This window comes from Streptomyces mayteni, assembly GCF_054783955.1.
On the sequence record NZ_BAAGPR010000037.1, the window covers coordinates 45342 to 65576 of the forward strand.

The 20235-nt window shown below is 73.8% G+C and carries 21 protein-coding genes, 1 tRNA gene and 1 pseudogene; 6 read left to right on the plus strand and 17 right to left on the minus strand.

The window, feature by feature from the left end; genetic code table 11:
- The first annotated feature begins 115 nt into the window (after positions 1-115).
- The 4 genes from ACYVPE_RS18195 (at position 116) to ACYVPE_RS18210 (ending at position 3474) form a co-directional block, all read left to right on the plus strand.
- A complete protein-coding gene (locus ACYVPE_RS18195; RefSeq protein ID WP_461034674.1) occupies positions 116-1249 on the plus strand; it encodes an acyl-CoA dehydrogenase family protein in 1134 nt (377 codons plus the stop codon).
- A gap of 8 nt (positions 1250-1257) precedes the next feature.
- Complete coding sequence (rfbB, locus tag ACYVPE_RS18200) at positions 1258-2244, plus strand: dTDP-glucose 4,6-dehydratase (RefSeq protein ID WP_461034675.1); 987 nt, start codon at positions 1258-1260, stop codon at positions 2242-2244.
- On the plus strand, positions 2244-2564 hold the full coding sequence (locus ACYVPE_RS18205) for a hypothetical protein (protein WP_461034676.1): 321 nt from the start codon (positions 2244-2246) through the stop codon (positions 2562-2564). Before rfbB ends, ACYVPE_RS18205 begins: the two co-directional genes overlap by 1 nt.
- Before the next feature lie 76 nt (positions 2565-2640).
- Positions 2641-3474 carry an aldo/keto reductase gene (locus ACYVPE_RS18210; RefSeq protein ID WP_461034677.1) on the plus strand — a complete coding sequence of 278 codons (834 nt, stop codon included), beginning with the start codon at positions 2641-2643 and terminating at the stop codon, positions 3472-3474.
- Between the two features lie 8 nt (positions 3475-3482).
- Here the strand turns inward: ACYVPE_RS18210 and ACYVPE_RS18215 are convergent, their stop codons facing one another.
- From ACYVPE_RS18215 to ACYVPE_RS18285, 15 genes are all read right to left on the minus strand, one after another.
- Positions 3483-4163, minus strand: a complete 681-nt coding sequence (locus ACYVPE_RS18215; protein WP_461034678.1) for a response regulator transcription factor — start codon at positions 4161-4163, stop codon at positions 3483-3485.
- Positions 4164-4244: 81 nt separating this feature from the next.
- A complete protein-coding gene (locus ACYVPE_RS18220; protein WP_461034679.1) occupies positions 4245-5279 on the minus strand; it encodes an RCC1 domain-containing protein in 1035 nt (344 codons plus the stop codon).
- A gap of 56 nt (positions 5280-5335) precedes the next feature.
- Entirely contained in the window at positions 5336-6544 is a 1209-nt protein-coding gene (locus ACYVPE_RS18225) for an NAD(P)/FAD-dependent oxidoreductase (protein ID WP_461034680.1), read from the minus strand.
- Positions 6545-6563: 19 nt separating this feature from the next.
- Positions 6564-7334 carry an SDR family oxidoreductase gene (locus ACYVPE_RS18230; protein WP_461034681.1) on the minus strand — a complete coding sequence of 257 codons (771 nt, stop codon included), beginning with the start codon at positions 7332-7334 and terminating at the stop codon, positions 6564-6566.
- The gene (locus tag ACYVPE_RS18235; protein WP_461034682.1) at positions 7331-8878 is read right to left on the minus strand and encodes an FAD-dependent monooxygenase; all 1548 of its coding nucleotides are present in this window, start codon (positions 8876-8878) and stop codon (positions 7331-7333) included. The genes ACYVPE_RS18230 and ACYVPE_RS18235 overlap by 4 nt, the downstream gene beginning before the upstream one ends.
- Positions 8875-9837 carry an aromatase/cyclase gene (locus ACYVPE_RS18240; protein WP_461034683.1) on the minus strand — a complete coding sequence of 321 codons (963 nt, stop codon included), beginning with the start codon at positions 9835-9837 and terminating at the stop codon, positions 8875-8877. The genes ACYVPE_RS18235 and ACYVPE_RS18240 overlap by 4 nt, the downstream gene beginning before the upstream one ends.
- A 22-nt stretch (positions 9838-9859) precedes the next feature.
- The gene (gene fabG / locus ACYVPE_RS18245; RefSeq protein ID WP_461034684.1) at positions 9860-10648 is read right to left on the minus strand and encodes a 3-oxoacyl-ACP reductase FabG; all 789 of its coding nucleotides are present in this window, start codon (positions 10646-10648) and stop codon (positions 9860-9862) included.
- A 256-nt stretch (positions 10649-10904) separates the two neighbouring features.
- Positions 10905-11174, minus strand: coding sequence for an acyl carrier protein (locus ACYVPE_RS18250; RefSeq protein ID WP_461034685.1), 270 nt, complete (start codon positions 11172-11174; stop codon positions 10905-10907).
- A gap of 60 nt (positions 11175-11234) precedes the next feature.
- A complete protein-coding gene (locus tag ACYVPE_RS18255) occupies positions 11235-12455 on the minus strand; it encodes a ketosynthase chain-length factor (RefSeq protein WP_461034686.1) in 1221 nt (406 codons plus the stop codon).
- Positions 12452-13708, minus strand: a complete 1257-nt coding sequence (locus ACYVPE_RS18260; protein ID WP_461034687.1) for a beta-ketoacyl-[acyl-carrier-protein] synthase family protein — start codon at positions 13706-13708, stop codon at positions 12452-12454. Before ACYVPE_RS18260 ends, ACYVPE_RS18255 begins: the two co-directional genes overlap by 4 nt.
- A 40-nt stretch (positions 13709-13748) precedes the next feature.
- Complete coding sequence (locus ACYVPE_RS18265) at positions 13749-14078, minus strand: TcmI family type II polyketide cyclase (protein WP_132818642.1); 330 nt, start codon at positions 14076-14078, stop codon at positions 13749-13751.
- Between the two features lie 79 nt (positions 14079-14157).
- Positions 14158-15132, minus strand: a complete 975-nt coding sequence (locus ACYVPE_RS18270; RefSeq protein WP_461034688.1) for an acyltransferase domain-containing protein — start codon at positions 15130-15132, stop codon at positions 14158-14160.
- A gap of 52 nt (positions 15133-15184) precedes the next feature.
- Positions 15185-16216, minus strand: a complete 1032-nt coding sequence (locus ACYVPE_RS18275) for a ketoacyl-ACP synthase III family protein (protein WP_461034689.1) — start codon at positions 16214-16216, stop codon at positions 15185-15187.
- Entirely contained in the window at positions 16217-16417 is a 201-nt protein-coding gene (locus ACYVPE_RS18280; RefSeq protein WP_461034690.1) for a ferredoxin, read from the minus strand.
- Positions 16418-16454: 37 nt separating this feature from the next.
- A complete protein-coding gene (locus ACYVPE_RS18285; RefSeq protein WP_461034691.1) occupies positions 16455-17639 on the minus strand; it encodes a cytochrome P450 in 1185 nt (394 codons plus the stop codon).
- A gap of 1161 nt (positions 17640-18800) precedes the next feature.
- Between ACYVPE_RS18285 and ACYVPE_RS18290 the strand changes: the two genes are divergently transcribed.
- Together ACYVPE_RS18290 and ACYVPE_RS18295 are read left to right on the plus strand one after the other, a co-directional pair.
- Positions 18801-19412 (plus strand): hypothetical protein, encoded by a 612-nt coding sequence (locus ACYVPE_RS18290; RefSeq protein ID WP_461034692.1) that lies wholly within the window; start codon positions 18801-18803, stop codon positions 19410-19412.
- Positions 19409-19654 carry a transcriptional regulator gene (locus tag ACYVPE_RS18295; protein WP_461034693.1) on the plus strand — a complete coding sequence of 82 codons (246 nt, stop codon included), beginning with the start codon at positions 19409-19411 and terminating at the stop codon, positions 19652-19654. The genes ACYVPE_RS18290 and ACYVPE_RS18295 overlap by 4 nt, the downstream gene beginning before the upstream one ends.
- Before the next feature lie 51 nt (positions 19655-19705).
- On the opposite strand, the gene ACYVPE_RS18300 is transcribed toward ACYVPE_RS18295, so the two are convergent.
- A tRNA-Lys gene (locus ACYVPE_RS18300) sits at positions 19706-19781 on the minus strand.
- 79 nt (positions 19782-19860) lie between these two features.
- Positions 19861-20235: pseudogene (locus ACYVPE_RS18305) on the minus strand (DEAD/DEAH box helicase); the annotation flags it as partial.

A 20235-nucleotide genomic window follows, 5' to 3' on the forward strand; every position in this document is an offset into this window, starting at 1 on the left:
CAACTGTCTGTCAGGGAATTCTCAAGTCGGCCCGATCTCCTTGACGCTCGACCCGGCCGTTCCCGATGATTCCTCGACGGGATCTCGACAGGATTCGGAAAAGAGGAATACACCGATGCTGGACGTCGAGGAGTTGGCGACGAGGGCACGCGCGGCAGCGCCCCTGGCGGAGGAGGCCGGAAAACTCGAACCCGAGGTCGCCCGGCTGATTCTGGCGGCCGGATTCGCCCGGCATTTCGCGCCCCGCGGGTTCGGCGGCGCCGAGGGCTCCTTCGCCGAGCTCACCCGGGCCGTGGCCACCGTGGCCGCCTCCTGCCCGGCCACCGGCTGGTGCGCCTCGCTCGCCGCCAACCTCGCCCGGATGGTGGTCTTCCTGCCGGACGAGGGGCAGCGCGAGATCTGGGCGGCGGGTCCCGACGCGCTGGTCGTCGGCTCGCTCGCCTCCTTCGGCCAGGCCGAACCCGCCGAGGGCGGCTGGGTGTTGACCGGCCGCTGGCCGTTCATCAGCGGCGTCGACCACGCCGACTGGGCGCTGCTCTGCGCCGGCCTGCCGGACGGCCGGCCGGCCCGGGTCCTCGCCGTACCCCGCGCCGAGCTCACCCCGGGCCACAGCTGGGACAGCATCGGGATGCGCGGCACCGGCAGCCACCACGTCTCCGTCGACGGCGTGTTCGTGCCCGACCACCGCACCTTCGCCAGGGACGAGGTGCTGGCCGGCAGGCCGGCGGGCGCCGGGCCCGAGGGCCACACGGTGCCCCTGGAGGCGGTCAACCTGCTCTCGTTCGCCGCCCCGCTGCTCGGCATCGCCGAGGGCGCGCTCGCGGTCTGGACCGAGCACGCCAGGGGCAAGGCGGCCAACTGGAACCCGGCCGCGCCGAGCGCCAGCCTGCTGGCCACCACCTACGCCCGCACCGGCGGCGAGATCGACGCGGCCCGGCTGCTGCTCGAACGCTGCGCCGACGTCGCGGACCGCGGGGCGGCCGTCACCGAGGACGAGGTGGCCAGGAACATCCGCGACATCTCGCTCTCCGTCGAGATGCTGACGGCGGCCGTCAACCGGCTGGTCGCCAGGGGCGGCACCTCCAACTTCGGGGAGTCCAGGCCGCTCCAGCGCTTCTGGCGGGACGCCAACACCACCGCCTCCCATGTGGCACTCCAGTTCGAGATGGCCGCGCTCGGCTACGCCGAGGGCCGGCTCTGGGAGCCGGGCAAGGCCCCGGGCAGCGCCCCGCTCGACGCCGACTGGTGACGGCCGGCATGACGCGACGCGTGCTGGTCACGGGCGGCGCCGGGTTCATCGGCTCGCACTACGTCCGCTCGCTGCTCGGCGGCGCCTACCCCGGCTGGGAGGACGTCGAGGTGACCGTCCTCGACAAGCTCACCTACGCCGGGAACCTCGCCAACCTCGACCCGGTCGCCGGCCGCTTCGCCTTCGTGCGTGGCGACATCTGCGACGCCGAGCTGCTGGCCTCCGTGGTGCCGGGACACCAGGTGGTGGTCAACTTCGCCGCGGAGTCGCACGTCGACCGGTCCATCGCGGACGCCGAGGCGTTCGTGCGGACCAACGTCCTCGGCGTGGGAACGCTGCTGCGCTCCTGCCTGGAGGCCGGCGTCGAGCGGGTCGTCCAGGTCTCCACGGACGAGGTCTACGGCAGTGTGGAGAGCGGCAGTTGGGACGAGCGGGCGCCGCTGGCCCCCAACTCGCCCTACGCCGCGAGCAAGGCGGGCGGCGACCTGATCGCCCTCTCCTTCGCCCGCACCCACGGCCTGCCGGTCGTGCTCACCAGGTGCGGCAACAACTACGGCCCCTACCAGTACCCGGAGAAGGTCATCCCGCTCTTCCTCACCAACCTGCTGGACGGCGCGCGCGTGCCGCTCTACGGGGACGGCGGGAACGTGCGGGACTGGATCCACGTGGACGACCACTGCCGCGGCATCCAGACCGCGCTGGAGCACGGCGAGGCCGGCGAGGTCTACCACGTCGCGGGCACCGCGGAGCTGACCAACCTGGAGCTGACCGGGCGGCTGCTGCGCGCGGTGGGCGCCGACTGGGACCGGGTGGAGCGGGTGGCCGACCGGCCGGGCCACGACCGCCGTTACTCGCTGACCGACGCGCGGCTGCGCGCCCTCGGCTACGTGCCGCTGACCCGCGTCGACGAGGGCCTGGCGGCCACCGTGCGCTGGTACACCGAGCGCCGGGACTGGTGGGAGCCGCTGCGCGAGGCGGCGGGAAGGCTCGCCTGATGAGCTCCCTGGTACTGGTGGTCGGGCGCGAGGGGCGGGTGGTCGCGGCCGTGGTCGAGGCGATCGGCCGCCACGGGATCCCGGCGTCCGGCGCCACCGAGGACGACCACGCCCTCGCCGAACTCGCCACCGGCGACGTGACGTCGCTGGTGATCGGCGGCGGGATCACGGGACGTTCGCGCGAACTGCTGCGGTCCCGGGCCCTGGCGCACGGCGCGCTGGTGGTCGAGACCCCGCTGCGCGGCGGGGACGCCGAGAGCTACGTGCGACGCGAGGTACTGCCCAGGGTCAACGCGCGGGACACCGGCGGCCCCCGGTGACGAAGAGCCGCCGGAATGATCAACTCCGTTGTTACGATCGGCGGTTGACGATGTCGAACGAGGGCGGGACCGGTCCATGACTGCGAGCACGTTCCCCATCGGAGGCGAGCGCGCCGTGCGGCGCCTCGGCTTCGGGGCCATGCACCTGCCGGTGACCCCGGCCGGCGACCGGGAGCGCGGCATCGCGGTGGCCCGCCACGCCGTGCGCCTGGGCGTGAACCTGATCGACACCGCCCAGCTCTACAGCTGGGGGGAGAACGAGGCGCTGCTCGCCGAGGCCCTGCACCCGTATCCGGCCGAGCTGCTGGTCGCCACCAAGGTGGGCGTCGCCCCGCCGGGTCCCGGGCGGCAGGCCGACATCGACGGCCGGCCCGAGTTCCTGAGGTCCCAGGTGGACGAGGGGCTGCGGCGGCTGCGTCTCGACCGGATCGAGCTGCTCCAGCTGCACCGCGTCGACACCAAGGTGCCGCTGGCCGACCAGGTCGGGGCGCTGGCCGAGCTCAGGGCGGCGGGCAAGATCGCGCACATCGGGCTCTCCGAGGTGACCGTGGCGCAGCTGGCGGAGGCCGGGAAGATCACCGAGATCGCCACCGTGCAGAACCGCTACAGCGTGCTCGACCGGGAGTACGAGGACGTGGTGGACGCCTGCAACGCGGCGGGCATCGGCTTCATGCCGTGGCGCCCGGTGCATCCCTCCGTCGTCACGCCTGGCGAGGTCACCACCGTCGCGGCGGAGCTGGGTGCCACGCCGGCCCAGGTCGCGCTCGCCTGGCTGCTGCGGCGGACGCCCGTGATGCTGCCCATCCCGGGCACCGGCTCGCTCGCACACCTGGAGGAGAACGTCGCGGCCGCCGAACTCTCGCTGACCGACGAGCAGTTCGCCAGGCTCGACGGGGTGGCCCGCCCCTGAGCGCCGGCTCATCCCGGCTGCGGCGGGGCGGGGACCAGCGCGGTGCCGAGCCTGAAGCCCACGCCCCGCACCGTGACGATCCACTGCCCGGAGCCCAACTTGCGGCGCAGCATGCTGACATGGGTGTCGATGGTGCGGCTGGCCGTCCAGTCGTCCTGCCACACCTCGGACATGATCCGCTCCCGGGAGAGCACCCGGTCGGGCGAGGAGGCCAGCAGGTAGAGCAGGTTGAACTCCTTGCGCGTGACGTGCACCTGGCGGGTGCCGACGTGCACCTCGTGGCCCACCGGGTCGATCCGCAGCGGTCCGCGCATCAGGGGTCTGGGCTGCTCGGGCTCGTGGCGTACCCGGCGCATCACCGCCTCGATGCGGGCCAGCAGCTCCCGCATCCCGAAGGGCTTGACCAGGTAGTCGTCGGAGCCGGACTGGAGCCCGAGCACCTTGTCCACCTCGGCGGCCCGCTTGGAGGTGATGATCACCGCGGCGTCCCGTCCCGAGCGGATCTCCCGGCAGATCATCACGCCGTCGATGTCGGGCAGTTCCAGTTCGAGCAGCACCAGGTCGGCCCAGGGAAAGGACGGTCTGGCCTGCGAGCCGGTGGCGGCGATCCGCACCTCGTGCCCGTTCCGCTCCAGCGTGCGGCCGAGTGTCTGGGCGTCGTCATCGGGTTCCACTATCAACGTACGCAAGGTTCCGCCCCTTCCGGGTGCGTTCAGGGAAAGTGGGCTTCGCGGGCCGGCCGCGCGCGGGGGCGGCCGGCCCGCCGGCGCTCACCTCTGCCGTGGGCGGCGGTCCTCCGAACGGACCGCGTAGCCGGTGAAGCCACCGGCGGAGATGTCGATCACGCCGCTGCGCAGCTCCGCCGGAAGGTCGGAGACCAGCCCGGACTCGTTGTAGCCCCAGACGTGGACCCGGCCGTCCTTGAGCGCGTAGCCGTTGTCGAAGCCGGCGGCGATGTCCGTCACGCCGCCCCGGCGCAGCGTGGCGGGGACGCCGGACACCTGGCCGTACTGGTCGTCGCCCCAGGCGTACAGCCGGCCCTTCCGGATCGCGTAGCCGGTGCCGTAGCCGCCGATGATCCGGGTGACCCCGCTGGTGAGCTCGTCGGGCAGCTGGGAGACCTGCCCGTACTCGTCGTTGCCCCAGGCGTAGGCCCGGCCGTCCCTGATGGCGTAGCCGTTCTTGGTGCCGGCGGCGATGTAGTCGACGCCGCCCTGGAGCAGTTCCTCGGGGATGTCGCTGACCTGGCCGTACTCGTCGTCGCCCCAGGCGTAGACGCGGCCGTCCCTGATGGCGTAGCCGGTGCCGTAGCCGCCGGCGATGGCGGTGACCCCGCCCTCGGTGAGGGTCTCGGGGAGGTTCGAGACCTCGCCGAACTCCTCGTAGCCCCAGGCGTACACGCGGCCGTCCCTGAGCGCGTAGCCGGTCGCGCCGCCGAAGACGATGTCGGTCAGACCGCCCTCCCGCACCTCGGCCGGCATGTCGGAGATCTGCCCGTAGTCGTCGTTGCCCCAGACGTGGGGCACGCCGTCCCTGATGGCCACCACGTTGTGGAAGCTGCCGGCCTCGATGCTGGTCACACCGCTGGCCAGCTCCTCGGGGATCGCCCCGACCTCGCCGTACTCGTCGTTCCCCCAGGCGTGGACGCCGCCCTGGGGCGTGGCGGCCGCGAGGGCCGGGGTGGCCGGAACCAGCAGGGCGGCCACGACGCCGGCGCCGGCCAGCAGGGTGGCCCGCCGGCGTCGCGACCTGACACGGGCCTTGGGGGTGGGCGCGGCGATCGGGCCGCCGTTCAACGCTGCCATGGTGCTGTCGACTCCTGGGTGGTGGGTCCTGTGGGGGGTGGTGGGGTCGGGAGGGGTCAGGCGGCGCCGCGGGCCGCGAGGGCCAGTCCCTCGCCGCGGCCGGCCCGGCGCCTGACCAGGGCGCGGAAGCGCGCGGCCGGCGGGCGCCAGCCCACGGTGAGCGCGCCGACCAGCCGTTCTTCCCGGTGGTAGAGGGCGGCGAACCGCCCCTGTTCCGGGTCGCCGAGCACCTCGACGTGGTCGGCGTCCGGCACGCCGACGAACTGGATCCTGGTGCCGTAGAGCTCCGACCAGAAGTAGGGGACGGTCGCGAAGGCGTGGCGCGGTCCTTCCGTCACCGCGTTGTGGCCGGCGACCGCGGCGCCCTCGGCCGCGCTGGTCCAGTGTTCGAGCCGCATCTCGCGGCCCACGGCGGCGTTGGGCCAGCGCGCCACGTCGCCGGCGGCGAAGACGCGTTCGGCGCCGGGCGAGAGGGTGGCGTCGCAGACCAGGCCGTCGCGGAGCGGCAGCCCCGAGTCGGCCAGCCACTCGGTGGCCGGGTCGGCGCCGACGCCGAGCACCAGCAGGTCGGCCGCGACGGCGGTGCCGTCCGACAGCAGCACCCGCTCCACGCGCCCCTCGCCCTCGACGCCCACCACCTCGACGCCGCACCGCAGTTCGGTGCCGGCCCTGGCGTGCGCCAGGGCGCAGAGCGCGCCGACCCGCTCGCCGACGGCGCGGACCAGCGGGGTGGCGCGCGCCTCCACGACGGTCACCGGCAGCCCGCGCCGCCTGGCGGCCGAGGCCACCTCGGCGCCGACGAAGCCGCCGCCGACCACGACGGTGCGGGCGCCCGCGTCCAGCGCGGCCCGCACCGCCAGGGCGTCGTCCAGCGTCCGCACGGTGTGCGCCCCCGGCAGCCGGGGCACGGCGACCGGCCAGCGGGGGCGGGCGCCGGTGGCGATCACCAGCGCGTCGTAGCCGAGTGCGCGCTCCCCGAGCCGCACAAGACGGGCGTCCGGGTCGAGCCCGGTGGCCGGTTCGCCGAGCCGGAGTTCGACGCCGAGCTTCCGGTAGGCGGCGGGGCCGCCCGGCAGGTACTCGGGGACCGCGGGCGGCGTGCCCGGCGCGAGCAGGTCCTTGGTCAACGGGGGCCGGTCGTAGGGCGGGTGGGGCTCGGCCGCCACCAGCACCACCTCGCCGTCGAAGCCGGCGCGGCGCGCCGCCTCCACGGCGCGGAAGCCGGCCAGCGAGCCGCCGACCACGACCAGCCTTCGCCCGCTCACGCGGCCGCCCCCGCGCCGCTCACAGGCTCTGGCCGAGCAGGGTCCCGCCGGTGGCGTCGATCCACGCGCCGGTGATCCAGCGGGCGTCGTCGGACGCCAGGAAGGCGACCACGTCGGCGATGCCCTCCGGCTCCCCGAGTTCCTCGAAGACCGAGAGGCCGGAGAGCAGCCGGCGCAGCTCGGGCGCCTGGAGGAAGGGGTCGCCGTTGTCCACCACGCCGGGCGCCACGGTGTTGACGGTGATCCGGCGCAGCCCGAGGTGCCTGGCGAAGTGGAGGGTGATCATCTCGAGCGCCGCCTTGGCCATGGCGTGCGCGATCTCCTGCGGGTTGGCGAACCTGGTGAGCCCGGTGGAGATGTTGACGATCCGGCCGCCGCGCGGGATCAGGGGCAGCATCCGCTGGACGACGAAGAACGGCGCCTTGGCGTTGACCGCGATCATCCGGTCGAACTCGGCCGGGGTGACCATCTCGGGCGGCATGGTGGAGAGGATCCCGGCGTTGTTGACCAGAATGTCGAGTCGCTGCCGGTCGGTGTGCTCGGCGAGGCCCTTGGTGAGCCCCTCGAAGAGCCGGTCCGCGTCGCCCGGCACGCCGAGTTCGGCGACCACCGGGAAGGCCGTGCCGCCGGCCGCCCGGATGGCGGCGACGGTCTCGTCGAGCCCCGTGGTGTCGTCGCCGCAGTGCACGGCGACCAGCGCGCCGTCCGCGGCGAGCCGCCGGGCGGTGGCCGCGCCGATGCCCCGGCTCGATCCGGTGACCAGGGCGGTCCTGCCGGCGAGATCGGTCATGCCGCACTTCTCCTTGATCGGGGCCGTGGCTCTCCGAACCACCGGCACAGCGCACTGTCGAGGTCGCCGCCGCCACCGCCGGAGCCGGCGACCCACACCACATGGCCGTCGGGGCGCAGCAGGACGCAGGTCAGGCCGTCGAGCGGCCCGTCGCGCTCCGCCCGCGCGGCGGCGGTCACCGCCCGGTCCGCCCACGGCGCGGCCACGGCGGCGCGCGGCACGGCGCCGGGCGGCGGCAGGTCGGGCAGCACCCCGCGCCCGGCGGCGAGCAGCGCGGAGGTGTCGGTGGCGCCGTGCCCGGTCGTCAGGCGGGTGGGCGGCAGCCGCCTGCCGAGCAGCGGGTGGTCGCCGCCGCCGACGTCGTAGCGGATGTCGAGCCCGGCGATCATCGCCGCCAGGTGGCGGCGCACCGGGGGGAACGCCAGCAGCTCGGCGAGGACTTCGCGGAGCGGGTCCACGTCGTGCCCGCCGAGCAGCACCTGGGCCTGGGCCCTGATGTTGGTCAGGGTCCTGGCGCCGACCGGGTGGCGCTCCCGGTGGTAGCTGTCCAACAGTCCTTCGGGGGCGTGGCCGGCCACCGTGGCGGCGAGCTTCCAGCCCAGGTTGGCCGCGTCCTGCAGGCCGAGGTTGAGCGCCTGACCGCCCACCGGGAGCTGCGCGTGGGCGGCGTCCCCGGCGAGCAGCACCCGGCCGGCGCGGTAGTGGGCGGCCTGCCGGCTGGTGTCGTCGAAGGCGTTGACCCACAGCGGGGTGCCGTGCCCGATGGACTCGCCGGTGACCTCGGCCCAGACGTCGGCGACCTCGGCGAACGCCGGGTCGCCTGGCCGCTCGACGGGCGGGGCGCCGAACCGGTGGACCATCACCCTGGTCACCCCGTCGGGCCGTCTGGCGGCGACGGCGAGGCCCGCGGCGAGCCGCTCGAAGCGGCGGCCGCGGACGTCCACGCCGGCCACGTCGGCCCGGAGCATCTCCCGGCCGGCCGCCGCGCCGGGGAACGGGATGCCGGCCAGCTCGCGCACCGTGCTCCGCTCGCCGTCGCAGCCCACCAGGTAGTCGGCGCGGAGCGTCGACGCGCCCGCCGGGCCGGCCAGCCTGGCGGTCACCCCGGTCGGCTCCTGCTCCAGGCCGATCAGCTCGTGCCGGCGCCACACCCGGGCGCCGAGCCCCACCGCCCAGCCGGCGAGCAGCGCCTCGATCCGGGCCTGCGGGATCTTCCACAGGCCGGCGAACGGGCTCGGCAGCCCGCCGAGTTCCAGGGGGAGCCCGCCGAAGTGGCCCCTGGTCTCCCGGTCCTGGGCGCCGAGCCTGGGCAACAGGCCGCGCTGGTCCAGGAGTTCCATGGTGCGCGCGTGCACCGTCGAGGCCCGTGACTCGGTGGTCGGCTCGGCCAGCCGCTCGACCACCACCACGTCGGCGCCGCCGAGCCGCAGTTCGCCGGCGAGCAGCAGCCCGACCGGGCCCGCTCCGACGACCACCACCTCGGTGTCGGTGCCGCGCCTCCCGGCTCGCCGCCGGCCGCCGGCCTGGCCCGCCCGGCCGCTCACCTACGCCCCGCGCCGGAGCGCCGCTCCGCGTACTCCTTGGCGTGGCCGAGGGTGGCCAGGCTGTTGGTGCCGAGCGCCTGGCGGGCGAACTCCTTGGCCTGGTCGAGGGTGGTGCCGGCGCCGAGCACCGTCTCGATCTTCGTGGTGTCGATCACCACCGTGTGCTGGGAGGTGGCGACGACCTCGTCCCCGTCCGCCTCGAACGACCAGTGGCCGGTGTGCAGGGCGAGCAGCGGCGGCAGGGTGACCTGCTTGTAGTGGATCCGGTCCGGCAGGCAGACCCGGAAGGAGCGGGTGGTGTGGGTGGCGCCGTCCTTGGTGCGGGTGTCCATCTCCAGTTCCTGGAGCCCCGGGGTGTCCTCCACGCAGGAGACCCGCGCCACGTGCGGCAGCCGCCGCTCCCAGGCGCCGGCCTCGTTGACGAAGTCGTAGAGGTCCTTCGCCGAGCCGCGCACCCGGACGCTGTCCTCGAAGGCGATGGTGGTGTCCTCGCCGACGTCCCGCTCGATGTTGCCCTTGAGCGCGGCCAGCTCCGAGCGGCTGTTGCGGTCCACGGCCCGGTCGATCCAGGCCAGTTGCTCCGGGTCGTCGTCCACGGCGCGGTAGTCGTGCAGCAGGTGCACCAGGGAGTCGCGGTCACCGACCGGCTCCACGATCCAGGCGCCGCCCATCGCCGCCACCGGCGGGCTCGACACCTCCTGCCTGAAGTCGATCCGCAGCGCCCCCGAGTCCAGTTCGCGGCGCGAGGTCCAGCTCTTGGCCTGGCCGTTCGCGGTGGCCCAGATCCGGATCCGCTCGCTGTTCCCCTGGTGGCCGAGGTGGTCGACGTGGATGGTGGGCGGGAAGATCCGCGGCCAGTTGGTGACGTCGGCGATCAGCTGGTAGACGGCGGTGGCCGGCGCCTGGACCGCGATCTCGTGCCGCACGTTCCTGCTGGTTGGCTGCTGCTGCTCTGACACGGTCACGATCTCCTTCGATCCCTCAGAAGTTGCCGAGCCCGCCACAGACGTTGATGGCCTGGGCGGTGATGGAGGCGGCGGTGTCGGAGGCCAGGTAGCCGACCAGGCCGGCGACCTCCTCGGGCGTCGAGTAGCGGCCGAGCGGGATCTTCGCCTGGAACCTCTCGAGGATCGCCTGCTCGGTGGTCTCGTGGAACGCCGCGTAGCGGCTGCGGACCCCCTGGGCCATCGGGGTCTCGACATAGCCGGGGCAGACCGCGTTCACGGTGATCCCGGTCGGGGCCAGCTCGTTGCCCAGCGCCTTGGTGAAGCCGACGACGCCGTGCTTGGACGCCGAGTAGGGCGCGGCGAGCACGACGCCCTGCTTGCCCGCGGTCGAGGCGATGTTGATGATCCGGCCCCAGTCACGCTCCCGCAGCCCGCCGGTGGTGAGCACCTCGCGGGTCATCCGGAACACGCTGGTCAGGTTGGTGTTGATGACGTCGAGCCACAGCTCGTCCGTGAGGTCGGCGGTGACCCCGCCGCCGCCCCGGCCGGCGTTGTTGACCAGCACGTCGACCGGCCCGAACCGGTCGACCGCGGCGCGCACGAACGACCTGATCTGCTCGCCTTCGGTCACGTCGCACGCCGCGCCGTCCGCCTCGATGCCCTGGTCGAGCAGTTCCTTGACGGTGGCCTCGACGCCGTCGGTCCGCCGGGCGCACAGGAAGATCCGGTGCCCCCGCTCCCCCAGCGTCCGCGCCACGGCGAGCCCGATCCCGCTGGTCGCGCCCGTCACCAGGACGACGCGCCTCTCCTCGGTGGTGGCCATGCCACTGCCTCCCAGCTCTTCGATGAATGGGTCCTGGATGCATGAGTCCTCAGCACGTCGGGCGAAGCCCGCCGCGGTGCGGCGGCGCCCCGAGGGGCGCGGGACGGTGCGAGGTACGGGGAACGCTCCGCCGGGCACTCCGTGCGGGGGCACCCCGCACGGACGGAGTCCGGGGGCGGCTCCGCCGCGTGGGCGCGACCAGCCACGACGGCGCGCCGGCGACGAACGGCCCGCCGCGGCACTTCCAGCGGAGCGCCTACGCCGAAGCGCCGGCCGCCAGCCGGTCGTTGACCAGGTCGATCAGGGCGCGTGGCGTGGTCGCGTCGGCCAGGCTCTCGTCGCTGAGTGCCACGCCGAACTCGCGCTGGAGCCGGCTGCCGGCCTCCATCAGGGCGAGCGAGTCGTACCCCAGGTCGTCGAAGGGGGTGTCGGTGATGTCGCCGCCGAGGTCCATGCCCTCGTCGGCGCCGGCCGCCTCCAGCAGGATGCGCCGCAGGTCGTCCAGGGTCATCTGTGCGTCAGCCATGGTTCTTCCTTCCGTTGGGGGGTTCCGTCCTGGGGAGGTCGCCCGGTGCGTCGGGGCGCCTCAGGCGGCGCGGACGACGAGCGCCGAGTTGAATCCGCCGTAGCCGCGGGCGACCACCAGCGCGGTGGTCACCGGGACCCGCCTCGGCTCGGCGACCACCAGGTCGATCCGGTGGCGCGCGTCCGGCGAGACCCCGACGGTCGGCGGGATCACCCCGTCCCTGATCGAGAGCAGGGCGGTCGCCACGTCGAGCGGCCCGCCGCCGGAGTTGAGCCGGCCGGTCATCGTCTTCGGCGCGGTCACCGGCACCGCGCCGGCGCCGAACACCTCGACGAGCGCCGCCGCCTCGACGTCGTCGAGTTCGGGGACGGCCGCCGCGTCGGCGAAGACCACGTCCACGTCGCCCGGCGCGACGTCGGCGTCGCGCAGCGCCTGCTCGACGGCGCGGCGCAGCGCGGGCGGCCGGCCGCTGTCCGGCGCGGGGTCGAACGAGGCGCCGTAGCCGGCGATCTCGCCGTAGTTCACGGCGCCGCGGGCCTCGGCCGACACGGCGTCCTCCAGCACCAGCAACGCCCCGCCCTCGCCGGGGACATGGCCGCCGGCGGCCGCGTCGAACGGCAGGTAGGCGCGCCCGGGATCGTCGCTGGTGCTGAGCCGCCGCCCGGCCAGGTGGGCGACCCAACCCCAGGAGCAGAGCGAGGAGTCGACCGCGCCGGAGAGCATCAGCGGGGTGCCCTTGCGGACCAGCCGGCGCGCCTGCCCGAGGGCGTCGAGCCCGCCGGCCTGCTCGCCGACCAGCACCCCGCTCGGCCCGCGCATCCCGTTGCGGATCGAGAGCTGGCCGCTGTTGACGGCGTAGAACCAGGCGAACGACTGGTACGCGCTGACGTACCCGTTCCCCTTGTTCCACATGTTCCGCAGCTCGCGCTCGCCGAACTCGTAGCCGCCGGCCGAGGCCGCCGTCAGCACGCCCATGTCGAACGACGGCCACTCCGCCGGCCGCACGCCGGCGTCGGCGAGCGCCCAGTCGCCGGCGACCAGGCTGAGCCTGGTCATGTGGTCGGTCTGCGGCAGCATCCGGCCCGAGAGGTGGTCCCCCGGCACGAAGTCGTCGATCTCGCCGGCCAGCCTGGCCGGGTAGCCGCGGGCGTCGAAGCGGGTGATCTCGGCCAGGCCGCCGCGCCCGGCGAGGGTCGCCGCCCAGTAGGGCTCGGTGCCCAGGCCGTTGGGCGCCAGCACGGCGAGCCCGGTGACGACGGTCTTGACGGGCCTGCCGCTCATGCCGCCCTCCGCAACACCATGGCGCTCTGGAAGCCGCCGAAGCCGCTGCCGACGGTGAGCACCGTGTCGGTGCGCCACTCCCTGGCGGTGACCGGCACGTAGTCCAGGTCGCACTCGGGGTCGGGCGTGGTCAGATTGGCGGTGGGCGGCACCACGTCGTGCTCGATCGCCAGCACGCAGGCGGCGATCTCGATGGTGCCGATCGCGCCGAGCGAATGCCCGATCATCGACTTGATGGAGCTGACCGGCGTCCGGTAGGCGTGCTCGCCGAGCGTCGCCTTGAAGGCGGCGGTCTCGTGCCGGTCGTTCTGCTTGGTGCCCGAGCCGTGCGCGTTGACGTAGTCCACGTCCGTGGGGGCGATCCTGGCCTCGTCCATCGCCGCCCTGATCGCCTCGCTCATCTCCTTGCCGTCGGGCCGCAGCCCGGTCATGTGGTAGGCGTTGGAGCGGGTGGCGAACCCGGCGACCTCGGCGAGGATCCGGGCGCCGCGCCGCCGCGCGCTCGCCAGCTCCTCGAGCACCAGCACGGCCGCGCCCTCGGCGAGGACGAAGCCGTTGCGGGTGGCGTCGAAGGGCCGGGAGGCGTGCTCGGCGTCGTCGTTGCGGGGCGTGGTGGCCTTGATCGCGTCGAAGCAGGCCACGGTGATCGGGGAGATGGGCGCGTCGGTGGCGCCGGCGATCATGACGTCGGCGCTGCCCTCCCTGATCAGTTCGACGGCGTGGCCGACCGAGTCGAGCCCCGAGGTGCAGCCGGTGGAGACGACCGTGACCGGGCCCTCGGCGCCGACCTTCCAGGCCACCTCGGCGGCGAACGAGCTGGGCACGAAGTGCCCGTAGAGGTGCGGCACGGTGTAGGCGTGGTCGACGAGTTCGAGCCGTCCGTCGTCGCTGGCGACCCGGTACTCCTCCTCCAGGCTCATGGTGGCGCCGACCGCGCTGCCCACCACGACGCCGACGCGCGCCGGGTCGAGCGCGGCGAACTCCAGGCCGCTGTCGGCCACGGCCTCGTTCGCGGCGGCCACCGCGAGCTGTGCGGCGCGGTCCATCCGTCGCGTCTCCCGCGGGCCGAGGCCGTGCGCCGCCGGGTCGAAGTCGACCTCGGCCGCCACCCGGGAACGGAACGGGCTCGCGTCGAAGAAGGTCAGCGGCCGGGTCGCGGTCCGGCCCTCGCTCAGCAGGCCCCAGAAGTCCTTCACGCCGACGCCGCCGGGCGCCAGCACCCCAACACCTGTGATGACAACTCGACGCCCCATGGGACGTCACCTCCTGATCTGGATGTGACCCGAGGGGTCGTCAGGCGGACGGTGCCCAGTGGTAGAAGCGACGTGCCATGGCGTCGGCGGGCGACCGCCAGGTCTGGGGGTCGTAGGGGTCGATGTAGGGCCGCAGGTCGGCGCTGATCCCCTGGAAGAGGGGGTGCGACCTGGCCTCCTCGATGCCCCGCTCGCCCTGTTCGCCCTCGAAGTCCTGGAGGTGGAAGTAGAGGCCCTGGTAGGTGAACAGCTCCCGGCGCCTGGTGCCCATCAGACCCGGCATCTCCGTCGCGTCGAACTCGGCGAAGAGCTTGGCCACGTCCGCCGCGGACTCGGGACGCATCCGCGCCACGATCAGTGTGCTGTGCATCGCTTCCCCTGTCTCTGTGACCCCGGCCTGGCAACCGGGTCCTGTTCGTTGGGTGTTGGTGCCGTGGTCGGCCGGCCGATCAGCCGACGTCGGCCAGCGTGGCGAGCCCCCGCTCCCAGACCGGCCACGGGTCGCGTCCCGGCGGCGGCATCAGCGGCACCACCAGGCTGAGTCCGGCGCGCACCGAGGGGTGGCGCCTGGCGATGGTGGCCAGGCCGTTGCCTGGCCCGGTGTCGACGAAGAGGAACCCCTCGTCGGCCGGGAGCCCGGCCAACGCCGGCCAGAACAGCACCGGTTCGCTCATCAGCTGGGCCCAGAACCCGGCGTCCACCGCCTCCTCCGGCTCGACGGTCCTGGCCGTCCTGGCCGAGAGGACCGGGGTGTCGGGGGCCCGCAGCCGCTCGGCGGCGATGGCCTTCTCGAACTCCCTGGCCGCCTCGGCCAGCACGGGCGAGTGGAACGGCTGGTGGGCGCGGACCCGGACGCAGGTCAGGTCGGCGGCCCTGGCCGCCTCGGCCGCCAGTGTCAACTCCGCCTCGGGCCCGGCCAGGATGGTCTGCGCGGGGCCGTTGACCGCCCCGACGGCGAGCCCCGCGGCGGCCCACCGCGCCGTGATCAGCTCGGCGACCCGCTCGGGGGAAGCGGCCACCGCCAGCATGCCGCCGGGTGGCGCGCCGGCCAGCGCCGCGGACCGGCCGCGCAGGATCCGCGCCCCGGCCGCCGGTTCGAAGACCCCGGCGAGCGCGGCGGCCGCCAACTCCCCCACGCTGTGCCCGAGCAGCAGCCCTGGCCGCAGCCCGCGCTCGATCAGCACCCGGCCCACGGCGTGGCCCATGGCGAAGAGCAGCGGCTGGGCCCGCGGCCCGTCGTCGATCGGCAGGGTCGGCGCGTCGCTGAGCCAGTCGGCCCGCAGGCGTGCGCCCTCCTCGCCCATCGCCGCGAAGAACGCGTCCATCGCCTCGGCGAAGACCGGCTCCCGCCGGTAGAGCGGCACTCCCATGCCCTGGTGCTGCGCGCCCTGTCCCGGCAGCAGCAGCACGATCCTTCGGCTCATCCGTCCTCTCCCCTCGGTGGCGTGGCTCCCCCGGCCGGCGGGTACGGGGGGCTCAGCCCGCCCACCCCGGCGTCTCGAGCACCTCGACGACCGCGCACGAGAAGCTGAACCCGGCGCCCACCCCGACCAGCAGGCAGCGGCTGCCCGGGCCGGCCGCGCCGCTGGTGACCAGGTGGTCGAGCCCGGCGAACTGGTCGCCCGCGCCCAGGTGTCCCACGGTGCGGCTCCAGGGCCAGGTGGTGCGTTCCGGGTCGATCTCGTACCTGCTGAAGTAGCTCGCCGACAGCCGCCGGAAGCCCAGGTGCGGCAGCACCAGCCAGTCGATCTCGGCGAGTTCGAGATCGGCGTCGGCCAACGCCTGCTTCAGCGCCTCCTGTTGCCCTGAGCCCAGGTGGGAGGTGGCCAGCGAGCGGCCGGTCTCGGCCAGGAACTCGTCCTTGCACGCCGCCAGGTCGACCCGCTCCCGGTGGCTGAACGGCACCGGCCCGAACGGGGCCGAGCCGCGGTGCATCCCCTCCAACTCGGGCCGGGACGCGGTGGCCAGGCTGCGCACCCGGGCGAAGCCGCGCCTCGTGGAGAGCACCAGCGCCGAGCCGCCGTCCCCGTAGACGGTGCCCGGGTCGCTGCGCCACCGGTCGAAGCCCGGCGGGCAGAACCGGTCACCCGCGGTCAGCAGCGCGGCGGTGCGGCCAGGCTCGGCGCGCAGGTAGGCGGCGGCCAACTCCATCGAGGCCATCCCGCCGTTGGAGACCTGCCCGACGTGCAGCGCCGGGCACTGGTTGCCGACGGCGACCCGCTGCACGTAGGAGGCGGGCGCCCACAGCTCCTGCCCCTGGTGGTAGATCGAGGCGTGCAGCACGATGTCGATCTCGGCCGGCGAGAGGTCGGAGCGCTCCAGCGCCTTCCGGCCGGCGGCGGCCGCCAGTTCGGGGCCGGACTCGCCCGCCGAGACGGTCACCGAGGCGACCCGGAGCGAGCTCGCGAGCGCCGGCTCGACCAACCCGTCGGCGACGGCCCGCGCCACGCTCATCGGCGCCGGCAGCCGGGTGCCGGTGGCGGCGACGTACAGCCCTTCGTATCTCATTCAGGACTCGCCAGCGCGCCGCAGGGCGCCTACCGGGCACACCCGCACCGCCGCCTCCGCCGGGTCCTCCTGGCCGGCGGGCACCGTCTCCGAGAACCTGACCACCAGTTCGCCGTCGTCGTCGAGCCCGAACAGGGCGGGCGCCGCGTCCTCGCAAAGACCGTGGCCCTCGCAGCGGGCCCGGTCGACGAATACCTTCACCGTTCCTCCAGCCTCCGGCCGCCTCCGGCCGGTCGCCTCACGTGGACGCCTTGAGCGTCGCCGGCAGTGTGGTGATCGCCCTGATGGTGTTGTGGACCCGGTACTCCGGCTGGCCCACCTCGATCGCCTCGACCTTCTCGGCCAGCGCCGTCAGCAGCGCGTGGCCCTCGAGCCTGGCCAGGCCCTGGCCGACGCAGCCGTGGATGCCGTGGCCGAACCCGACGTGGGTGTTGGCGTTGGCGCGGGTGACGTCGAAGGTCTCCGGCTCGTCCCAGTGCCGCTCGTCCCGGTTGGCCGAGGCGTAGACGATCAACGCCCGGGAACCGGCGGGCAGCACGGTGCCGCTCAGCTCCCGGTCCCTGGTGACCGTCCTGGCCAGCGCGCGGATCGGGGTCTCCAGGCGGATGACCTCGTTGAGCGCGTTGGGGATCAGCGCCGGGTCGTCCCGGATCGCCCGCCACTGCTCCGGGTGTTGGCCGAGGAACAGCATCGCGCTGGTCAGCGCGGAGACCGTGGTGTCGAGCGACGGCACCAGGTAGTCGCCGATCAGCGCCGGCAGCAACTGCTTGCTGACGGTGCCCTCCTGGGCGGCCGCCACCAGGTCGTCGCCCCAACTCCCCGGCCGCAGCCGGCCCGGCTGCACGATCTCGGCCATGAAGGCCCACATCCCGGCCAGCACCGGGATGTCCGCCTCGGCCCGCTCGTTCATCGGGCCGAGCGCGTTGAACCCGGCCGACGCCCAGGCCAGGAAGTGCTCCCGGCCCTCGGTCGGCCAGCCGAGCAGGTCGGGCACCACGGAGAGCGGGAAGAGCTGGGCGAAGTCGACCACCGCGTCGAAGCTGCCGCGCTCGACCAGCCGGTCGATCAGGTCGTCGGCGAGCCGCTGGAAGTCCTCGCGGTGCGCCCGCAGCGCCTTCGGGGTGAGCGGGCCGCCCATCACGCCGCGCACGTGGTCGTGGTAGGGCGGGTCGCTGACCAGCGCGCTGCCCTTCATCTTCTGGTTGAGCCGCTCGTTGAGCGCGACCCCGGAGCCCGAGGCGAACGAGTCGTGGTCGTGCAGCGCCTCGTAGACGTCGTCGTACCTGGTCACGGCGTAGACCTGGTACCGCTCGAGCCAGACGGCGGGGCCCAGGTCACGCAGCTCGCGATAGGCGGCGTACGGCGCCTTGATGACCTCCTCGGACCACAGGTCGATGTCGGATCGGGGGATCGTCGGCGTCACGGTGATTGCCCTTCTCTCGTCGCCTTCGGCACCGGCCGCGCGGCCCGCGGGCATGCCGGGGGGACGGCCCGGAGGTCGTGGAGGTGGCCGTGGTGGAGGTGGCCGCGCCGGCGCGCCGCCGGCGTGGGCCTTCGGTCTCGGCAGGGAGCGGGTCACGCCGCGGAGCCCGCCTCGTTCGCCAAGGTCAGGGGGCGTTTTCCCGGAACTGGAGGGGCGGGAGGGGCCGATGGCCCGGCGTGCTGTGGACGCACGTCCGCCGCTGGCCGAAGAGCGTGACACACGTCCAACGTCGATGTCAAAGCCCGAAAAGCGAGGAAGGCGCCGCTCGCTCGACGGCGCCCGATACCCACCGGATTCGCACCCCGCCCCGGCCCCGGAGGAACACCCGGGACACAGCAGTTCAAAACCCGGCACGACACGACCGAAGCGGCCTCCCGACCCTTTTCGCCCCGCCCGCCAGAAGCCGCCAGCAAACCGACACGATGGAAAAGCCGGGCCGGCCACGGGATACCCACCGTCACCCCGGGCCTGCCCACCTGAAGAGAGCACGTCAGCCATTGATCGGCGGAAGCCGATGATAAGACCGCCCGCCCCAGAGGTTTATCCGCATACCCGTCGCGGATTTCCGACGCCCGGGCCGCCGCACCCCACTCACCGAATAGCGACCCCGCGGACGTATCACCGCAGGTCCACCGATCCACCGAGCGGGCCGTGCCCCCCGGCCACACCGGGCCGGCGCCCCGAATCCGCCGGAACCTCACTGACCTGTGAAAACACCACGCCTGCGCGCGAGTCGAGCGCGACCCACCCCCACCCCGAGCAGCACGCCAAACTCCCCATGGGAGTGATGTACATCACATCGGATCCCTATGGGTTCACACGTTGGCAATGTGTTCTCATACCTCGGGGTTAGTCAAGTGCCGCGACAATGACTCGCCGAATCACCACATGCAGTGACCATGCAAGGTGATTCAGGGCCCGCGGCGCGAACGTTGAATTCACAACTTGAACCCATCGGGAATGAGCCCTCCCTCTTTCCCGATGGAAATGGTTGAAAGTCTCCAATAATTCCATGCAGCACGGGGGTAATGGATGTCGGAGTTATCATGTGCCGCACCAAGACTGAAAACGGGTCGGGGAGCGAGGTGCGGGCGCCCAGTGGTGCCCGGCCTCGCCGTCTGTCCCACCTGCCGGCAGTGTGTCGAGGCGGTACTCGCCGGGCTGCCGAAGCTCTACCTGGCCAGTGAGACCGCACTGGCCCGCCCGCCGCGCCCGATGATGACCGAACGGGTGAGCGGCAGCGCACCACAGGGCCTCCCGATCAACGAGGCCGCCGCCAGCGCACGAACCGATCTGCTCCATGTGACGGCCGCCTGGGCCGGACTCGCGGTGGAGGAGTTCGGGCTCGCCGCCCCGGCGCGGCGCACCGTGGACGAACTCGCCGCGTTTCTCTCCCGCCATCTGGACCGGCTGCTCGCGCACCCCGCGGCCGCCGAATTCCTGGCGGAGATCGACGCGGTGAGCCGGGCCGCGCGCCGGGCTCTGAACGGCGGCCCGTCCCGAAGGGTCGACGTGGGGGGATGCCCCCACCCCGGCTGCGAGAGCCGCGTCACCGTCCGCTTCCACGGCCACGGCCCCACGCGCCACCACGTGGCGTGCGACAGCGGCCACACCTGGCCCGCCCAGCAGTGGCTCCTGCTGGCCCACCGGTTGGGACGGGCGGGCTGGCGGCGGGAGTCGACGCCGGCCGGCACGGCGGGAGGTCGCGGGTGAGCGGGGCCTCGGAACCGCTGCGCCCCGTCACCACCGAACTCGCCGCGCTCGCCGTCGGCGTGACCCGCGCGACCATCCGCAAGTGGGCCAGCCGGGGAAAGATCACCCGCTACGGCTCGCCAGGCCGCGCGATCTACGACCTCGACGAACTCATGGCCATCGCGATCCGCAGGAACGGCGGCGCTCCGCTGCCGGGTTCCTGCTACGGAGAGAAGGGACTGTCGATCGATCTCGACCAGTGAACGGCCGCCGGCGGACGAGGCGTTCGACCCGGATGCCTCGTGCCGCCGTCGTGGTAGGCCGTGTGGGACTCGAACCCACAACCAACGGATTAAAAGTCCGCTGCTCTGCCAATTGAGCTAACGGCCCGTAGGGAGCAGCATAGCCCGGCCCTCCTCGCTCCCGGTGGGGGCGAGGAGGGCCGAACGCGCGTCGGACGGGCGGGTGGTCAGTCGCGCTTCCAGCGCGGCTTGTCGGACCGGCGGTCGAACGACGACGACGGACGGTCGTCGCGGAAGCCGCCGGGGCGACGGTCGTCACGGCGGAACCCGCCGCCACGCTCGCCGTCCCGCCGGTCGAAGTCGCGGCGCGGGCCGCCGTACGAACGGCGCTCGCCGCCGCGGTCGCCTTCCCTGCGGTCGCGGTCGTCACGGTGGAAGCCGCCGCCACGCCGGTCGTCGCGGTGGAAGCCGCCGCGGTCGCCGCCTTCCCTGCGGTCCCGGTCGTCGCGCCGCCCGTAGGGCCGGCGGTCGCCCCGGTCCCGGTCGCGGTCGTCACGGTGGAAGCCGCCGCCACGCCGGTCGTCGCGGTGGAAGCCGCCGCG

What these genes read in the sequence shown, in the direction of transcription:
- ACYVPE_RS18260 (WP_461034687.1), bottom strand. Translation starts at nt 13,708, where the DNA reads ATGGGGCGTCGAGTTGTCATCACAGGTGTTGGGGTGCTGGCGCCCGGC.
- ACYVPE_RS18250 (WP_461034685.1), bottom strand. Translation starts at nt 11,174, where the DNA reads ATGGCTGACGCACAGATGACCCTGGACGACCTGCGGCGCATCCTGCTG.
- ACYVPE_RS18230 (WP_461034681.1), bottom strand. Translation starts at nt 7,334, where the DNA reads ATGACCGATCTCGCCGGCAGGACCGCCCTGGTCACCGGATCGAGCCGG.
- ACYVPE_RS18270 (WP_461034688.1), bottom strand. Translation starts at nt 15,132, where the DNA reads ATGAGCCGAAGGATCGTGCTGCTGCTGCCGGGACAGGGCGCGCAGCAC.
- ACYVPE_RS18210 (WP_461034677.1), top strand. Translation starts at nt 2,641, where the DNA reads ATGACTGCGAGCACGTTCCCCATCGGAGGCGAGCGCGCCGTGCGGCGC.
- ACYVPE_RS18255 (WP_461034686.1), bottom strand. Translation starts at nt 12,455, where the DNA reads ATGAGCGGCAGGCCCGTCAAGACCGTCGTCACCGGGCTCGCCGTGCTG.
- ACYVPE_RS18205 (WP_461034676.1), top strand. Translation starts at nt 2,244, where the DNA reads ATGAGCTCCCTGGTACTGGTGGTCGGGCGCGAGGGGCGGGTGGTCGCG.
- ACYVPE_RS18195 (WP_461034674.1), top strand. Translation starts at nt 116, where the DNA reads ATGCTGGACGTCGAGGAGTTGGCGACGAGGGCACGCGCGGCAGCGCCC.
- ACYVPE_RS18220 (WP_461034679.1), bottom strand. Translation starts at nt 5,279, where the DNA reads ATGGCAGCGTTGAACGGCGGCCCGATCGCCGCGCCCACCCCCAAGGCC.
- fabG (WP_461034684.1), bottom strand. Translation starts at nt 10,648, where the DNA reads ATGGCCACCACCGAGGAGAGGCGCGTCGTCCTGGTGACGGGCGCGACC.
- rfbB (WP_461034675.1), top strand. Translation starts at nt 1,258, where the DNA reads ATGACGCGACGCGTGCTGGTCACGGGCGGCGCCGGGTTCATCGGCTCG.
- ACYVPE_RS18275 (WP_461034689.1), bottom strand. Translation starts at nt 16,216, where the DNA reads ATGAGATACGAAGGGCTGTACGTCGCCGCCACCGGCACCCGGCTGCCG.
- ACYVPE_RS18265 (WP_132818642.1), bottom strand. Translation starts at nt 14,078, where the DNA reads ATGCACAGCACACTGATCGTGGCGCGGATGCGTCCCGAGTCCGCGGCG.